A 14,866-nucleotide genomic window follows, 5' to 3' on the forward strand; every position below is an offset into this window, starting at 1 on the left:
CTTACTTTGCCTCCTCAGTCTTGAACAGATTGCAGGCCTTTTCGCGGGCCTTGGCCTCAAAGGGGCGGTACATGGTGCCGCGGGCCATGGCCTCGTCGAAATCCACCAGGTCGCCGTCAAAGTCGGGGCCGTCCACGCAGGCAAACTTGGTCTCGCCGCCCACGGTCAGGCGGCAGCCGCCGCACATGCCGGTGCCGTCGATCATGATGGGGTTCATGGAAACGATGCTCTTCAGGCCGTGCTTCTGGCAGGTCTTGACCACGAATTTCATCATAATGAGCGGGCCGATGGTGATGACCAGGTCGTACTGGTTCCCGGCGGCCACCAGCTCGTCCAGCGCAGCGGTCACGACACCCTTGGTGCCGTAGCTGCCGTCGTCGGTCATGATGCGCAGCTCATCGCTGCAGGCCCGGAACTCGTCTTCGAGGATGAGCAGGTCCTTGCTGCGGAAGCCAACGACGCTGTGGACCACACAGCCCTGCTCGTGCAGCTCGCGGGCAATGGGCAGAGCGATGGCGCAGCCGACGCCGCCGCCCACGACACAGACCTTCTTCAGGCCCTCGGTCTCGGTGGCGCGGCCCAGCGGGCCGACGAAGTCGTGGACGCTGTCGCCTGCGTTCAGGCTGTTCAACTCCATGGTGGTGCCGCCGACGATCTGGAAGATGATGTCCACGGTGCCCTTTTCGCGGTCGTAACCGGCCACGGTCAGGGGGATGCGCTCGCTGTCCTCGAACGGGCGCACAATGATGAACTGGCCCGGCTTTGCCTTTTTGGCAATGAGCGGGGCTTCAATGACCATCTTCGTCACGGTGGGGTTCAGCGCGACTTTTTCTGTGATCTTGTACATTGCGTTAGCTCCTTTTTCTGGCAGAATCTCGGCATGAAAATACGCCTGCCCACCCGCACGGCGGTGCAGACGCAGAAACATGCAGCATTTGACAACTCTATTATAACCTCATTGATAAGGGAATGCAATTGAATTTTGCTTGTGTCTGCCCCGGCACAGGTGAAGAATGGGCAAAGCCCCGGCCCCCGCGCAGCCATTGTGAAAAAACTTTTCGCGCTGATGGGCTGTTTTTGCAAAAATTGAGCTTTTTTGAAAATTTATGGTTGACAAAGCCCCCGCCGTGCGGTATAATAACCAACGTCGCCGGGAACAAAACCCCGGCACGACACATGAAATGTGCGGCCGTAGCTCATCTGGTAGAGCGCCACCTTGCCAAGGTGGAGGTAGCGAGTTCGAGCCTCGTCGGCCGCTCCATTTATGTGGAAGTTTAGCTCAGCTGGGAGAGCATCTGCCTTACAAGCAGAGGGTCAGCGGTTCGAGCCCGTTAACTTCCACCATGTGGCCCGGTAGCTCAGTTGGTTAGAGCACCAGCCTGTCACGCTGGGGGTCGTCGGTTCGAGCCCGATCCGGGTCGCTTTTATGCCTCTGTAGCTCAGTCGGTAGAGCAGGGGACTGAAAATCCCCGTGTCATTGGTTCGATTCCGATCGGAGGCACCAAAAACCGGCACACGCGAGTGTGCCGCATCTGCGGCCGTAGCTCATCTGGTAGAGCGCCACCTTGCCAAGGTGGAGGTAGCGAGTTCGAGCCTCGTCGGCCGCTCCAGACGAAAAGCCACTGCATCAAATGTGATGCGGTGGCTTTTTTCGCACAGTCGTCCAAATTGGTTCGGAATCGGAAAAGGAGGGGAAACTGCACCTATGATCTTTGGCAAGTATATCAACCGCTACTATCTCAGGCACGCCCCGGCGCTGCTGCTGGGGCTTGCAGCGCTGCTGACGGTGGACTACATCCAGCTGCTCATCCCGCAGCTGTACCGCCTGGTCATCAACGGCATGAACCTGGGGCAGGTGGTGGTGGGTGGCGAGACGCTGGCCTTCACCAAAGAGGTGCTGCTGCAGCACATCTGCCGGCCCATGATCTGGATCGTGGTCCTGATGGTCATCGGGCGCTTTTTGTGGCGCGTCTGCTTCTTCGGCTCGGCCGTGCGGGTCACGGCAGACCTGCGCGAGCGGATGTTCGACCACAGCCGCAAGCTCTCGCAGCAGTATTATCAGGTGAACAAGGTCGGCAACCTGATGAGCCTTTATACCAACGACCTCGACACCATCCAGGAGTGCTTCGGCGACGGTGTGCTGATGTTCTTTGACGCGCTGACGCTGGGCCTGCTGGCTCTGTATAAGATGTGGCGGATGGACGTCCGGCTGACGATGCTCGCCCTCATCCCGGCCCTTATCATGTTCGTCATCGGTACGCTGATGAGCCAGGTGATGACCCGGCGCTGGGAGGAACGCCAGCAGGCCTTCTCGGATCTCTCCGACTTTGCACAGGAGAACTTCTCCGGCATCGCAGTCATCAAGGCTTTCGTCAAGGAGCTGAAAGAGCTGCTGGCCTTCCGGAAGCTAAACAAGGAGAACGAGGAGATCAACGTCACTTACACCAAGATCGCCACCCTGCTGGAAGTCCTCGTGACCCTCTTCGTCGAGTCGGTCATCTGCATCATCCTGGGCTACGGCGGCTATCTGGTCTACTGCGGCCGGTTCAATGCAGGCCAGCTCGTGGAGTACATCGGCTACTTCGAAGCCATCGTCTGGCCCATCATGGCCGTGTCCATGCTCATCGAGAAGACCTCCCGCGGTAAGGCGTCCCTCAACCGGATCACCGAGCTGCTGGATGCTCCCATCGACGTGGCCGACCGCCCCGGTGTGTCCGACCTGAAGGACCCGAAGGGCGCCATCGAGTTCCGGGACCTGACCTTCCGCTACCCAGACGGCGAGTTCGACGTGCTCAAGAACATTTCCTTCAAAATTGAACCCGGCGAGAGCGTGGGCATCGTGGGCAAGACCGGTGCGGGCAAGACCGCGCTGGTGGACTTGCTGCTCCGCACCTACAATGTGCCGGACGGCACCCTCTTCGTGGATGGGCAGGATGTGAACCGCGTGTCTATCCACTCGATGCGCAATGCCTGCGCCTATGTGCCGCAGGAGAACTTCCTCTTCTCAGACACCATCGCCCACAACATCGCATTCGGCGTGGATGACGCCACCCAGGAGGACATCGAGCGGGCCGCCAGCCTGGCCGATGTGCGGGACAACATCGTGGACTTCAAGGACGGCTACGAGACCGTCCTCGGCGAACGCGGCGTCACCGTTTCCGGCGGGCAGAAGCAGCGCATCTCCATTGCGCGCGCCCTGCTGAAGGATGCGCCCATCCTCATTCTGGACGACTCCGTCTCGGCGGTGGATACCCGGACGGAGAAGATCATTCTGGACAACCTGAAGGCCAGCCGGGCAGGGAAGACCACCCTGCTCATTGCCCACCGCATTTCCACGGTGGAGCGGCTGGATAAGATCATCTTCCTCGAAGACGGCTGCGTCGAGGCCGTTGGCCCCCACGACGCACTCTATGCCTCCTGCGGGGAATACCGCCGCATGGTCGATCTGCAGCGGCTGGAAGACGAAACGGGAGGTGACGAGGCATGAGCTGGAATCCGCTTTTGCTGGTGGGCGCGGTCATCGGCGTCATCACCGCGCTGCTCATCGCTGCCTATGTCGGCGTGAAGGATAAGAAGACCTCCATGGGCTTCGAGCGCAACATGGACGACGGTGAGATCCTGCGCCGCCTGGCCGGGTATGCCCGGCCCTATCTGGGCCGGTTCGTCCTCGTGGGCTTTCTGATGCTCTTCTCCATCGCCTACGACATCGTTTCGCCCCTTATCGTCGGCTCCATCGAAGAACTGGTCGTCGGCGAGTTTGAGCTGAACGCCCTCTTTGCGGGAGTGGCCGTGTATGCGGGCGTGCTGGTCTTTTCCATGGCCAGCACCTATTTGCAGGCCGTGATCTTGCAGCGGGTGGGCCAGCGCATCATTTCCGACCTGCGCGAGGACCTCTTCACCCACATCGAGTCCCTCTCCCATGAGCAGCTGAACGAGATCCCCGTGGGCAAGCTGGTCACTCGTGTGACCAACGACACCAACGCCATCTCCATGATGTTCACCAACCTGCTGGTGCAGCTGACCAAGAACTGCTTCGTCATCCTGGGCATCCTCACCGCGATGATCTGCCTGAACTACGAGCTGACCCTGATGGTACTCTGCTTTGTGCCTTTCATCGTCATCTTCACGGTCATCTTCCGCAAATTCTCCCGCCGGGCCAACCGCAAGCTCAAGGACGCCACCACCGACATCAACACCTATCTGTCCGAGAACCTGTCCGGCATCAAGGTGACGCAGATCTTTGGCCGGGAGGACGAGAAGATGGAGACCTTCCGGAAAAAGAGCGAGACTCTTGCCAGAGCCAATCAGGAGCAGATCTTTGTCTTCAGCGTGTTCCGCCCGCTGGTCTACATGCTCTACATCGGCTCCATCCTCTGCCTGTTCTATCTGGGCGGCATGGGCCACCTGAACAATGTCAGCTTTCTGGGGCAGACCCTTTCCGGCGGAACGGTCGTTGCCTTTTATATGTACATCTCCAAGTTCTTCACCCCCATCCAGAATCTGGCCGAGCAGTTCAACTGGCTGCAGTCGGCGCTGGCCTCGTCGGAGAAGGTCTTCTCCATCATGGACTTGCAGCCGAAGATGGTGGATGCCCCCGATGCCATCGAGCTGGACGAGGTGAAGGGCGAGATCGAGTTCCGCGACGTCTGGTTCAGATATGTCCCCGGCGAGTGGGTGCTGCAGGGCGTCTCCTTTCACGTTGACCCCCGCGAGACGGTGGCTTTTGTTGGCTCTACCGGCTCCGGAAAAAGCACGATCCTGTCCCTCATCTGCCGCAACTACGAGTTCCAGAAGGGTGAGATCTTGATCGACGGCATCGACATCCGCAAGATCAAAATTTCCTCGCTGCGCCGCCACTTCGGCCAGATGCTGCAAGATGTGTTCCTCTTCTCCGGCACCATCCGCAGCAACATCGTCCTGCGGGAAGAGGGCATTTCGGACGACGAGATCCTGGAGGTCTGCCGCTACGTCAACGCCGACAAGTTCATCGCAAAGCTCGACCACGGCCTGGACGAGGAAGTCCGCGAGCGCGGCAACAACTTCTCGGCCGGTCAGCGCCAGCTGCTCAGCTTTGCCCGCACCATCATCCACAAGCCCAGCGTGATGATCCTGGACGAGGCCACCGCCAACATCGACACCGAGACCGAGCTGCTCATCCAGGACTCGCTGGAAAAGATGCGCACCGTCGGCACCATGCTCATCGTGGCGCACCGCCTGTCCACCATCCAGCATGCGGACAACATCATCGTCCTCTCCCACGGCAAGATTCTGGAGCAGGGCACCCATCAGCAGCTTCTGGCCAACCACGGTCGGTACTATCAGCTCTATACGCTGCAGTACCACAAAGAGCAGCTGAGCCAGTGACCACCGCCCCTGCCCGGCAGAGGCTCTGAACAAAACAGGAACCCCCTCTTCTGCGTTTTCGGCAGAAGAGGGGGTTCGTTTCATTGCAGCAGAGTTTTCATTGCTTCGACACACACCGGGTCGAACTCCGTCCCGGCGCGGGCGGTGAGTGTCGCGGCGATCTCGGCGTCCGTCTCGTCCCAGCGGCGGTGGCGGTCGGTGAAGTCCGCCACGGCAAGGATGCGGGCCAGCAGGGGAATCTCCTCGCCCCGCAGGCCGGTGCAGTAGCCGGTGCCGTCGTACCACTCCCGGTGGAAGCGTACCGTCTCGGCCACCCGGTCTACGATCTGAAGCTGCAAAATGATGGCATAGCCCCGCTCTACATAGGTCTGGTAAAGCTGGAACTGCTCCTCGGTCAGCTGCCGGTTCTGCAGCACAGCGTCCGGCAGGCCGACGGCCCCCACCTCATGCAGCAGGCCCGCATAGTAGCCGTCCCGGCAGGCCGTTTCGTCCAGACCCATCCGACGGGCAAGCTCCTGCGTCAGCGCGGCCACCTGTTCGCAGTGCAGGTCCACTTCCGGCACTTTGGAGCTGAGGGCGCTGTACATGGCCGTGATGACCTTGAGCGACATCTCCGAGAGCCTGGCCCGCTCGGCATCCATGCGCGCCTGCAGAATGACATGCTGCTGCAGCTTTTCCACCCAGTAGCGCTGGATGAAGAAGGTGATGATGTAGGCGATGCCCAGAATGCAGAGGAACAGGAAGGGCAGGCGGGGCACAAAATCCGCCCCATAGCGGGCGGCGGGGTCTGCCACAAGGACACCCCGCAGGCAGAGCATGACGCCCGTCAGCCCCAGCAGACTGAAGGGAGCACTGCCCGCGATGCCCAGGATGAACACGTTGCAGAACAGGTAGATGAGCAGGAAAAAGACGCTGAAATACCCGATGGAAGCCTTCCAGAATAGCACAAAACAGCAGACGAGCATCACGGCAGAGGTGACGTAATCGTCCGCGCGGCTGTGTTGGCGGGGGAAAGGGACCAGATCGACGCCGATGGCCAACAGCATGGCTCCAAGCAGGGCGTAGACCTGGGCCGGAGCTCCATACCACAGCGCCACCGGCAGCTGCACCAGCCAGAGCAGCCCCAAGACCCCTTTGGTATAGAGTGCCAGCTCCGGGTCCTGGTAGTGGATGCGGATGGTCTGGAGAAAAAAGGGAAAAAACGAGCGTTTCATAGGCAGTTCCTCCGGGGGTCAGGCCAGCGGGATGCCGCCGGTCTTCAGCAGGTCGATGACCGCATCGGCCACTTCGGGCGAAAACTGGGTGCCGCGGCCCCGTTCAAATTCAGAGAGGATGTAGTCGAGGTCGCAGCGCTTGCGGTAGCAGCGATTGGAGCTCATGGCGTCCAGTGCGTCGGCTGCGGCGATGACCCACACCATGCGGGGCAGATCTTCGCCCATCAGCCCGGCGGGGTAGCCGGTGCCGTCGTACCGCTCGTGGTGGTAGCTGGCCCCCAGGTCGGCCTGGGGCAGAAATTCCAGCCCGGCCAGTATTTTTTTGCCCCACAGGGTATGCTGCCGCATCACATCGGCCTCCGCATCCGTCAGGCGGCTGGATTTGTTGAGGATGGCATCCGGCACGGCGATCTTGCCGATGTCGTGGAGCAGGGCGCTCCGGTAAAGCCGCTCCAACTCCTCTTCGGAGAGAGTGGGGTCCAGATGCTTTGCAATGATGCGGGAATACTGCGCCACCCGGCGGGAGTGTTCGGAGGTGTAGTGGTCCTTTTCGTCGATCATCTGGTTGATGGCGGCCACCGAGCTGAGGATCAGCTTTTGTGCCTTGCCCATGGTGGCCTGCACTTCGGCCTCCATCTCCTGCTCGGTCTGCTCCCGGCGGATGCGGTAGGATTTATAAAACAGGTCGGCCACCACCATGGCCAGCAGGAACTCCCAGTAGAAGACCGGGTAGTAGATGCGGTAATCCTTGGGGTAGGCGTTGGCCAGCCGCTCCGGGGAGCCCCAGAGCAGTACCATGGCGCACAGCCCATAGGCCGAGCAGATCGGCACCGCCTGCTTCAGGCCCAGCTGGATGAGCAGGATGGCGGGCAGCAGGAAGAGCCACAGGGTCTGGAAGCCGTTGTTTTCGTTCGAGACAAGGCAGCCCAGACCCATCAGAACGATGAGAACGGCCCCCGCAAGGACGGTGCGCTTCGGGTGCCGCACATGGGAGAGCAGCAGCGATACCCCGCACAGCGTCAGGCAGATAAACACGGTGGAGACAAAGACGATGGGGCGGTCAAAGCTGTTGCAGCTCAGGTTCAGCATCACCAGCACCACCGCAGACCAGAGCAGGATGCAGCGCATACAGACACTGTTGATGGGGGCCGTTTCTTCGTAGCGGCAGACATCGGCGACCAGATCGCGGATTCGTTGGAACATGGCGGGCCTCCTTTTGGCGGGGATCATGCGGCATCCAGGAACTCTTCCGGGTCCTCGATGACATCTTCGATGACATCCTCCGCCTCGTCCGAAACTTCTTCGTCCGGGGCGGGGAAGAACCAGCCCTGGATCGCATCGCGGAGCGAGAGCAGGGTGGTATCCATCTCGGCATTCTGGCGCAGCAGCTCATGCACCAGGTCGGGCTTGTCGGTGATGAGGTCGTCTGCGCCCAGCTCCATCATGTGGCGGGCATCGTCCTCCTGGGCGATGGTCCAGGCCGAGATGGTCTTGCCGCGCAGGTGGATCTGATTGACCATGCCGGAGGTGATGAACGTATGCTCCACGCTGAAAAAGTCGGCATCCGGCAGGTCGTAGTAGTTGCCGACGCCCAGCGCCAGAATGTAGCCGGTGGGGATATCCGGGGCCAGCTCCTTGACTTTGTGCAGCGTCTCATAGCTCTGCGAGGTGATGACGCAGTGCCCCTCGAAACCGTACGCCCGAAGCAGGCGGACGGTCTCGGCTTCCAGCGTCGGGGTGGCGGCGCTGGGCTTGATCTCCACGTTCAGGTCGATGCGGCCCTGACAGAGCTGCAGCACTTCCTCAAACGAGGGGATGCGCGTCCCGGCAAAGCGGGCGCTGAACCAGCGGCCCGCGTCCAGCGCTTCGATCTCCGCAAAGGTCAGATCGTACACCTTGGCGTTTTTGCCGGTGCAGCGCTTCAGGCTGGTGTCGTGGGTCACGACCACCACGCCGTCCCGGCTCATCTGGACATCCAGCTCGATGCGGTCGCCGCCCTTCCGGATGGCAGACCGGAAAGCGGGGATGGTGTTTTCCGGGGCAATGGAGCAGTCGCCGCGGTGGTAGGTGACAAGGGGCGTCACACCGCCCACCGCCGAGAGCAGCGCGTCGTCCTGGGGCAGGCTGAGCAGATAGACCGTGGCGGCGCAGCTCGCGAGGGTGACGCCTGCCACAAGAGCCGTCAGCAGCAGACGGCCGCTGCGGCGGGCGGGCTTATTATCCGGCGGCACGTCCGGCTGGGGCGAGTCCTGTATCCGGAAGTAAAGCAGACCAAGGATGGTGCACTGGGCCACAGTGACCCGGCAGTCCAGCAGAAAGCCGAAGAAGGGCAGCTCCACCAGCTGCAGTGCGCGGGAGAGCAGCAGCATGGCGCGGGTGCTTTCCAGCCCCACCAGCGCCGCGATGCCGTACAGCAGGGCAGCGGCCAGCGCAAAGAGCAGGCCGGTGCGCAGCAGCACGCCGATGTTCCACCGGGCCAGCGCAGTCAGGACTTCGCAGAACCGCTGCTTCACACAGCGGCAGCTCTCTTTTACGGCGGAGCCAAACGATTTGCGTTCCAGCATGAACAGGGGCAGCACCAGAGCAAAGAAGACGGTCAGCAGCACAACGGCCAGAATGCCTGCCCCATACAGCGCCAGAATGCCCGGCTTTGCCCGGATGACGCCCAGGATATATTCGGGCACGGCCAGCTGGGTGATGTAGCTGGCGGTGACGTACATGTCCGTGAATGGGATGAGGAGCACACAGTAGAGCAGGATGGGCCAGTTTTTCGGGTGCAGCACGTGGCGGATGTCCGCGAGGGAGACCCGGAACAGGGCGGGCAGACCGGAAGGCTCCCCCCGGCGGGCCCGGTCCAGCCCGTGCAGCACGATGGAAAATTCATACAGGTTCCAGAGCGCCACCAGAATGGCGATGAGCGCGATGCCGCCCAGGATGCTGGGGGCCGTAAAGATCTGGTGCGCGTTGGTGTTCGTCAGGTAGTTCACCGGCGAAACGCGGAGCGTCAGGCTCCAGATGCCCCGCATGGCGGGGAGGAACACAAGCTCGGTGAGGAGCTTATACAGTATGATGGCGGTGATGAGGGCAGTTTCGGCCCGCCGGACGAGGGCCTGTGTTTCCTGCCGAAGCGCCCGGTAAGCGGCATTTGCCTGCCGCAGGGTGCGGTTGGAACGGCTCAATAAGATCTCACCTCGGTTGAAAGATCCGTTTTTTCAGAACGTTATATATTTATAAGTAGTATACCACAAAAAACGGCAAAAGAAAACGACTCTTCCCGACCGTTTCGCCCAAAATCTGAGGCGATTTTTCTGGCATCTTTTCAGCGGAGCGGAATCATGATACAATAAGAAAAACATCAGCAGGAGGAAAATGGGATGGAATTCCATTATGAGATCAGGCCCGGCCGCTACCGGCATTTCAAGGGCCGGGAATACGAAGTGCTGGGCATGGCACACCACAGCGAGACCGAAGAAGAACTGGTGGTCTACCGCACTCTCTATGGAGACCACGACCTCTGGGTGCGCCCGGCGGCCATGTGGTGCGAGACCGTGGAGCGGGACGGCAGAGTCCAACCCCGCTTTGCCTACATCGGGGAGTGAGCGGATGAAGATCGTAGACCGTTTTGGGAGCCGGCCGGGGGCCGAGCTGGTCCGCCTGCCGCAGGGCGGGGAACGGCAGCTGGCCGTTGAACACGCCGCAGCCCTCCTCGTCAACGAGCAGACGGCGTTCCGGGTGGTGTGCACCCCGGAGCTTCTGCCGCAGCTGGCGCTGGGCCGCCTGCTGACCGAAGGGTGGATCGCCGCCGCCGACGAGGTCGAGCAGGTGGCCGTCTGCGCCGAGGGGCTCAAGGTCAGCGTCCACCTGACCCACCCGCTGGCCGCGGTCTCCGCCGCCGGGCAGGAGGTGCCGAGCTGCTGCACCGACAACCTGACCGTGGCCTCTCCGGTGGTACTCCGCCCGCTGGCCCCGGTGCCGCAGCTGGAAGTGCCGGAGGCCTGGGTCGGGACGCTGGCCGCAGCCATGGGCGGGGAACTGCCGCTTTACCGCGCCACCCGCGCCGTGCACAGCTGTTTTCTGCTGCGGGCGGGCCGCATCCTGTACCAGTGCGAGGATCTGGGCCGCCATAATGCGCTCGACAAAGCCGTCGGCTGCGCACTGGCGGACGGAGTGCCGCTGGGGGAGTGCGTCCTTTACACCAGCGGCCGGGTGCCGGTGGATATGGTGCGCAAGGCCATCCGCGCCGGTGTTCCCGCCCTCGTCAGCAAGACGATGCCCACCGTTCAGTCGGTGGAGCTGGCGGAAGAATACGGATTGAGGCTGCTCATCCAAAAGAAGAACGAATTTCACGCAAGAATTTCGTGAAGGTTCCATAAAAATCTGGAAAATCAAGCGGGTATACGTTGACTAACCTATGCGGATGATGTTATTCTTATAACGAAGATACCGTTCGGCACTGTTGCAGCAGGCTGAGCGGCTGTTTTTCGTGCATGGAAGCTCTCCGTGCATGACGATAAGAATAGGCAGGTGAAACAATGAAGCAGGCAAATCATGCGCCGCAGCCGTTGTGGCGCAGACGGCTGCCGGGCTATGCCGCCATGGGCGCGGCCACACTGGCAATGGCGCTGGGTCTGCATGGGTTGATGAGTGCCCGCACCACGGTGGCAGGCACCCTTCTGCCCCTGGCAGATGCCGACGCCGCTACCTATGGCATCCGCGCGGTGTACCAGCTGGACGAGAACACCTATTATGTGGTGGGCGCCCAGAAGGGCTTCCAGAGCGACGTAGAGGCAGGCGTGACCCTTGACAGCACGGGCAATGTGCAGAGCGTTGCCATCCTGGCGCAGGGCGAGACCGACAACCTCGGTGGCCAGTGCGTAGACCCGGAGTTCACGTCCCAGTACCAGGGCGCAGCTCCTTTCGCGCTGGCAGGCAAGGCTTACACGGTGACCGACCCGGCCACCGGCACGAGCTATGCCGCCGCAGGCAGCAGCGAAACAGAAGCCCCCGCAGAGGATTTTGACCCGGCCAACTGGCGGGTCAGCGATGCTTCTCCGGAGGCCGAGGCCACCCGTAAGATGTACGAGGCGGGCCTCACGCTCTCGGCTCTGAACGGCCAGCCGCTGGACGACGAGCTGGCACCTCCGCTGGATTCCAGCGCTGAGGCTGTGGCACGCCGCAAGCTCTATGCGGCAGGCCTGAGCAAGAGCGCACAGGACGGCGAGGACCAGGCATCGCCCTTTGCAGACTGGTCGGCAGAAAAACAGGCGGCCTACCGTCTGGAACAGGCCGAACTGACGACTTCCGGTGAGGACGCCGGTGCCGCCAGCGCCGACCTGACCGAGGTGGATGCACTGACGGGTGCAACGATCACCTCGACCGCCGTGACGAACATCGTCAACAACAGTTATTTCTATGTGACCGAAGTGCTCAGCGCAGAGTAACTTCACGGAGGAATGGAACCTATGGCAAAAACCGATTTCCTGACAGCGGATATGACCCGCCGTCAATTCATGAAAATTTCGGGCAAAAGCCTTGCAGGGCTGAGCCTTTCCGCATCCATGCTGTCGCTGTTCGGCTGCTCGCAGCAGCAGGTCGATGCCGGCGCAGTGGCGACCTGGGCGCTGCCCCAGGGCCTGCTGGTCGTCAACGCAGACCTGTGCACCGGCTGCCAGCGCTGCGAGATCAACTGCACCCTGACCAACGATGGCGTCTGCTCTTCCTACATCAGCCGCGTCAAGATCCAGCGCCGCCTCAATCTGGATGGCGCCGGCAATGGCCTGCTCTCCGGCACGGACAACTGCTGGGTCTACTTCCCGGACACCTGCCGCCAGTGTGAGGACCCTGCCTGCGGCAACGCCTGCCCGCAGAAGGCCATCACCACCAACGAGCAGGGCATCCGCGTCGTGGATACCGACAAGTGCATCGGCTGCGGTGCCTGCCACGAGGCCTGCCCCTGGCACATGCCCACCGTCAACCCGGAGACCGGCAAGTCGTCCAAGTGCATCGCCTGCGGTGCCTGCGTCGCAGGCTGCCCGTCCGGCGCTCTGTCCATCGTGGATTGGGACGCCGTCACCAGCGCAGCACAGGCTGCCTACATGGACCTGTAAGGAGGAAAAACAATGGCTGAATCTTATGGCTGGGCAGGCAAGCTCCTGCGTGTCAATCTGACCACCGGCGAGATCACGACGGAGGATGACACCCAATACCATAAATACATCGGCGGTATGGGCATGGCCTACCGCATCATGTACGACGAGGCTCCCATGGACCTCGACCCCTATGACGAAAAGGCACTGGTCATCTTCGGTGTCGGCCCCCTGACCGGCTCCGGTGTGCCCTGCTCCGGCCGCATGAACGTGACCTTCCGTTCCACCTGGTCCAAGGGCAAGTCCATCATTGACGGCCACATGGGCGGCCACATCGGCCCCATGCTGAAGTATGCCGGCTACGATGGCATCATCATCAGCGGCATCTCCGAAAAGCCCGTCTACCTGCGCATCGAGGACGGCGACGTCTCTCTGGAGGATGCCAGCGCGATCTGGGGCAAGGGCACCTTTGCCTCCAACAAGTGGCTGATCGAGCAGAACGGCCGCGAGTTCGAGTCCGCCTCCATCGGCCCTGCCGGTGAGAACCTGGTGGACTACTCCACCCTGAACACCAGCTTCGGCAACTCTGCCGGTGCGGGTCTGGGCGCTGCGCTGGGCAACAAGAAGCTCAAGGGCCTGGTCATCCGCGGCACCGGCAGCGTCAAGGTCGCAGACCCCAAGAAGGTGCTGGAACTGTCCAACTATATGATGGGCAACCTGATCGGCGGCAACAACAACCACAACGTGCCCGCACAGCCCCAGAGCTGGGCGGAGTACAGCGCCACCTCCGGCAAGAACCGCTGGTCCGGCGCACCCGGCCGCATGTGGAAAAAGGCCCCCGGCGGCCCCGTGGACACCGGCGAGCAGCCCTACAACGACATCAACAAGGTGGCGCTGCGCTGCTTCAAGGGCTACTTTGACTTCGGCGCACCGGCTGCGGAGTACACCGTGAAGAACGGCGGCTGCTCTTCCTGCCCCATCCGCTGCTACACCGAGTACGATGTGGACCCGCTGGCCGATTACGACCTGCCCACCCACAACTCCAACACCTGCATGCCCGTGCTGTACGGCACCCGCGTGTACCCGGACGGCGTCCATGACTTCAAGTACGAGGGCGACGGCACCATGGTCATCAATCTGGCATGGGCTCACGCTGTGGACGATATGGGCCTGTGGGACAACTACGGCAACCTGAACCGCGATCTGCTGTGGATCCTGCGGATGCCCCGCGAGGAGGCCACCCAGTACATCAGCGAGGAAGAGTACGATTCGCTGCCCTGGTCCTGGGAAAAGGCTGGTGACCCCCGCTGGGAGGTCGAGCTCATCCGCCGCATGGCCTACGGCGAGGGCGATCTGTCGGTCATCGCTAAGGGTACGCTGGCTATGATGGAAAAGTTCGGCCTGCCCAAGAGCTGGCTGGACCGCGACGATGGTGCAACCAACTCCAACCTGATCTACAACGGCTTCCCCAACCACCACGGCCCTGCTGAGGCATGGCAGGTTGGTATGCTGTACAACCTCGTTTACAACCGTGACTGCATGATCCACGAGATCGTCTGCGAGACCGGTTCCGGCGCTCCGTATGAAGTGACCAAGAAGGTCATGGAAGACTTCTTCGGCGAGGGCTGCTACGACAAGGCCAAGAGCTACACCCCCATCAACGAGAACAAGGCAAAGCTGGCGGCTTACTGCGTCAACGATAAGAACTTCCACGACTCTGCTACTCTCTGCAACTGGATGTGGCCCATGACCCAGTCTCCCTCCAAGGAGCGTGAGTACCACGGCGACCTGGATCTGCAGGCAGACTTTATGACTGCTGTTACCGGCGAGACCTACACCCAGGCAGGCCTGCAGGAGGCTGGCGAGCGCATCACCCAGATGCTCCGCGCCATGACCGCCATCAGCTTCCAGAACAACTGCGGCAGTGCAAACCTGCGCCAGGAGCATGATGCGATCTGCGACTGGGTCTTCGACAAGGAGCCGGATTTCAAGGCATTCGAGGCCGGCACCACCAAGCTGGATCGCGCGGATATGGAAAAGGCCAAGGATCTGTTCTACAATGTCTTTGGCTGGGATCTGACCACCGGTGTGCCCACCCGCGAGACGCTGGAGAAGTTCGACCTGGCCGATATGGCCGACGACCTCGAAAAGCGCGGCATTTATGCCCAGACCACCGAGGCCGCTGAGTAAAATCCCACAGAA

General features: G+C 61.5%; 11 protein-coding genes and 5 tRNA genes. 12 read left to right on the forward strand and 4 right to left on the reverse strand.

What is annotated here, in order from left to right:
- Position 1: 1 nt before the first annotated feature.
- Positions 2–847, reverse strand: a complete 846-nt coding sequence (locus tag I5P96_RS06725) for a sulfide/dihydroorotate dehydrogenase-like FAD/NAD-binding protein (protein WP_097792369.1) — start codon at positions 845–847, stop codon at positions 2–4.
- 338 nt (positions 848–1,185) lie between these two features.
- Here I5P96_RS06725 and I5P96_RS06730 point away from each other — a divergent pair.
- The 7 genes from I5P96_RS06730 (at position 1,186) to I5P96_RS06760 (ending at position 5,364) form a co-directional block, all read left to right on the forward strand.
- A tRNA-Gly gene (locus I5P96_RS06730) sits at positions 1,186–1,261 on the forward strand.
- 7 nt (positions 1,262–1,268) lie between these two features.
- A tRNA-Val gene (locus I5P96_RS06735) sits at positions 1,269–1,344 on the forward strand.
- A gap of 3 nt (positions 1,345–1,347) precedes the next feature.
- Positions 1,348–1,421 (forward strand) — tRNA-Asp (locus I5P96_RS06740).
- Positions 1,422–1,428: 7 nt separating this feature from the next.
- A tRNA-Phe gene (locus I5P96_RS06745) sits at positions 1,429–1,504 on the forward strand.
- A gap of 30 nt (positions 1,505–1,534) precedes the next feature.
- Positions 1,535–1,610 (forward strand) — tRNA-Gly (locus I5P96_RS06750).
- 95 nt (positions 1,611–1,705) lie between these two features.
- Positions 1,706–3,487, forward strand: a complete 1,782-nt coding sequence (locus tag I5P96_RS06755; RefSeq protein ID WP_223383644.1) for an ABC transporter ATP-binding protein — start codon at positions 1,706–1,708, stop codon at positions 3,485–3,487.
- On the forward strand, positions 3,484–5,364 hold the full coding sequence (locus I5P96_RS06760) for an ABC transporter ATP-binding protein (protein WP_223383645.1): 1,881 nt from the start codon (positions 3,484–3,486) through the stop codon (positions 5,362–5,364). Before I5P96_RS06755 ends, I5P96_RS06760 begins: the two co-directional genes overlap by 4 nt.
- A gap of 80 nt (positions 5,365–5,444) precedes the next feature.
- Here the strand turns inward: I5P96_RS06760 and I5P96_RS06765 are convergent, their stop codons facing one another.
- From I5P96_RS06765 to I5P96_RS06775, 3 genes are read right to left on the reverse strand one after another with little or no spacing between them, the layout of a single operon-like run.
- Complete coding sequence (locus I5P96_RS06765; protein ID WP_223383646.1) at positions 5,445–6,578, reverse strand: HD-GYP domain-containing protein; 1,134 nt, start codon at positions 6,576–6,578, stop codon at positions 5,445–5,447.
- 18 nt (positions 6,579–6,596) lie between these two features.
- Entirely contained in the window at positions 6,597–7,781 is a 1,185-nt protein-coding gene (locus I5P96_RS06770) for an HD-GYP domain-containing protein (protein WP_223383647.1), read from the reverse strand.
- Between the two features lie 23 nt (positions 7,782–7,804).
- On the reverse strand, positions 7,805–9,757 hold the full coding sequence (locus I5P96_RS06775; protein ID WP_223383648.1) for a glycerophosphoryl diester phosphodiesterase membrane domain-containing protein: 1,953 nt from the start codon (positions 9,755–9,757) through the stop codon (positions 7,805–7,807).
- Positions 9,758–9,952: 195 nt separating this feature from the next.
- Here I5P96_RS06775 and I5P96_RS06780 point away from each other — a divergent pair, with 195 nt between their 5' ends.
- The 5 genes from I5P96_RS06780 to I5P96_RS06800 all read left to right on the forward strand — a co-directional run bounded on the left by I5P96_RS06780 (position 9,953) and on the right by I5P96_RS06800 (position 14,854).
- Entirely contained in the window at positions 9,953–10,177 is a 225-nt protein-coding gene (locus I5P96_RS06780; protein WP_097792363.1) for a DUF1653 domain-containing protein, read from the forward strand.
- A gap of 4 nt (positions 10,178–10,181) precedes the next feature.
- Positions 10,182–10,940, forward strand: coding sequence for a formate dehydrogenase accessory sulfurtransferase FdhD (locus I5P96_RS06785; RefSeq protein ID WP_223383649.1), 759 nt, complete (start codon positions 10,182–10,184; stop codon positions 10,938–10,940).
- A 170-nt stretch (positions 10,941–11,110) separates the two neighbouring features.
- Positions 11,111–12,019 carry an FMN-binding protein gene (locus I5P96_RS06790; protein WP_223383650.1) on the forward strand — a complete coding sequence of 303 codons (909 nt, stop codon included), beginning with the start codon at positions 11,111–11,113 and terminating at the stop codon, positions 12,017–12,019.
- 21 nt (positions 12,020–12,040) lie between these two features.
- Positions 12,041–12,685 carry a ferredoxin-like protein gene (locus I5P96_RS06795; protein ID WP_223383651.1) on the forward strand — a complete coding sequence of 215 codons (645 nt, stop codon included), beginning with the start codon at positions 12,041–12,043 and terminating at the stop codon, positions 12,683–12,685.
- A gap of 12 nt (positions 12,686–12,697) precedes the next feature.
- Entirely contained in the window at positions 12,698–14,854 is a 2,157-nt protein-coding gene (locus I5P96_RS06800) for an aldehyde ferredoxin oxidoreductase N-terminal domain-containing protein (protein ID WP_223383652.1), read from the forward strand.
- Positions 14,855–14,866 lie beyond the last annotated feature (12 nt).

This window comes from Faecalibacterium prausnitzii, assembly GCF_019967995.1.
Lineage (GTDB): Bacteria > Bacillota > Clostridia > Oscillospirales > Ruminococcaceae > Faecalibacterium > Faecalibacterium prausnitzii_E.

Bases quoted from the DNA above. Each gene is read 5' to 3' on its own strand.
- I5P96_RS06790 (WP_223383650.1), top strand. From the start codon at position 11,111: ATGAAGCAGGCAAATCATGCGCCGCAGCCGTTGTGGCGCAGACGGCTG.
- I5P96_RS06785 (WP_223383649.1), top strand. From the start codon at position 10,182: ATGAAGATCGTAGACCGTTTTGGGAGCCGGCCGGGGGCCGAGCTGGTC.
- I5P96_RS06725 (WP_097792369.1), bottom strand. From the start codon at position 847: ATGTACAAGATCACAGAAAAAGTCGCGCTGAACCCCACCGTGACGAAG.
- I5P96_RS06780 (WP_097792363.1), top strand. From the start codon at position 9,953: ATGGAATTCCATTATGAGATCAGGCCCGGCCGCTACCGGCATTTCAAG.
- I5P96_RS06760 (WP_223383645.1), top strand. From the start codon at position 3,484: ATGAGCTGGAATCCGCTTTTGCTGGTGGGCGCGGTCATCGGCGTCATC.
- I5P96_RS06770 (WP_223383647.1), bottom strand. From the start codon at position 7,781: ATGTTCCAACGAATCCGCGATCTGGTCGCCGATGTCTGCCGCTACGAA.
- I5P96_RS06795 (WP_223383651.1), top strand. From the start codon at position 12,041: ATGGCAAAAACCGATTTCCTGACAGCGGATATGACCCGCCGTCAATTC.
- I5P96_RS06755 (WP_223383644.1), top strand. From the start codon at position 1,706: ATGATCTTTGGCAAGTATATCAACCGCTACTATCTCAGGCACGCCCCG.
- I5P96_RS06765 (WP_223383646.1), bottom strand. From the start codon at position 6,578: ATGAAACGCTCGTTTTTTCCCTTTTTTCTCCAGACCATCCGCATCCAC.
- I5P96_RS06800 (WP_223383652.1), top strand. From the start codon at position 12,698: ATGGCTGAATCTTATGGCTGGGCAGGCAAGCTCCTGCGTGTCAATCTG.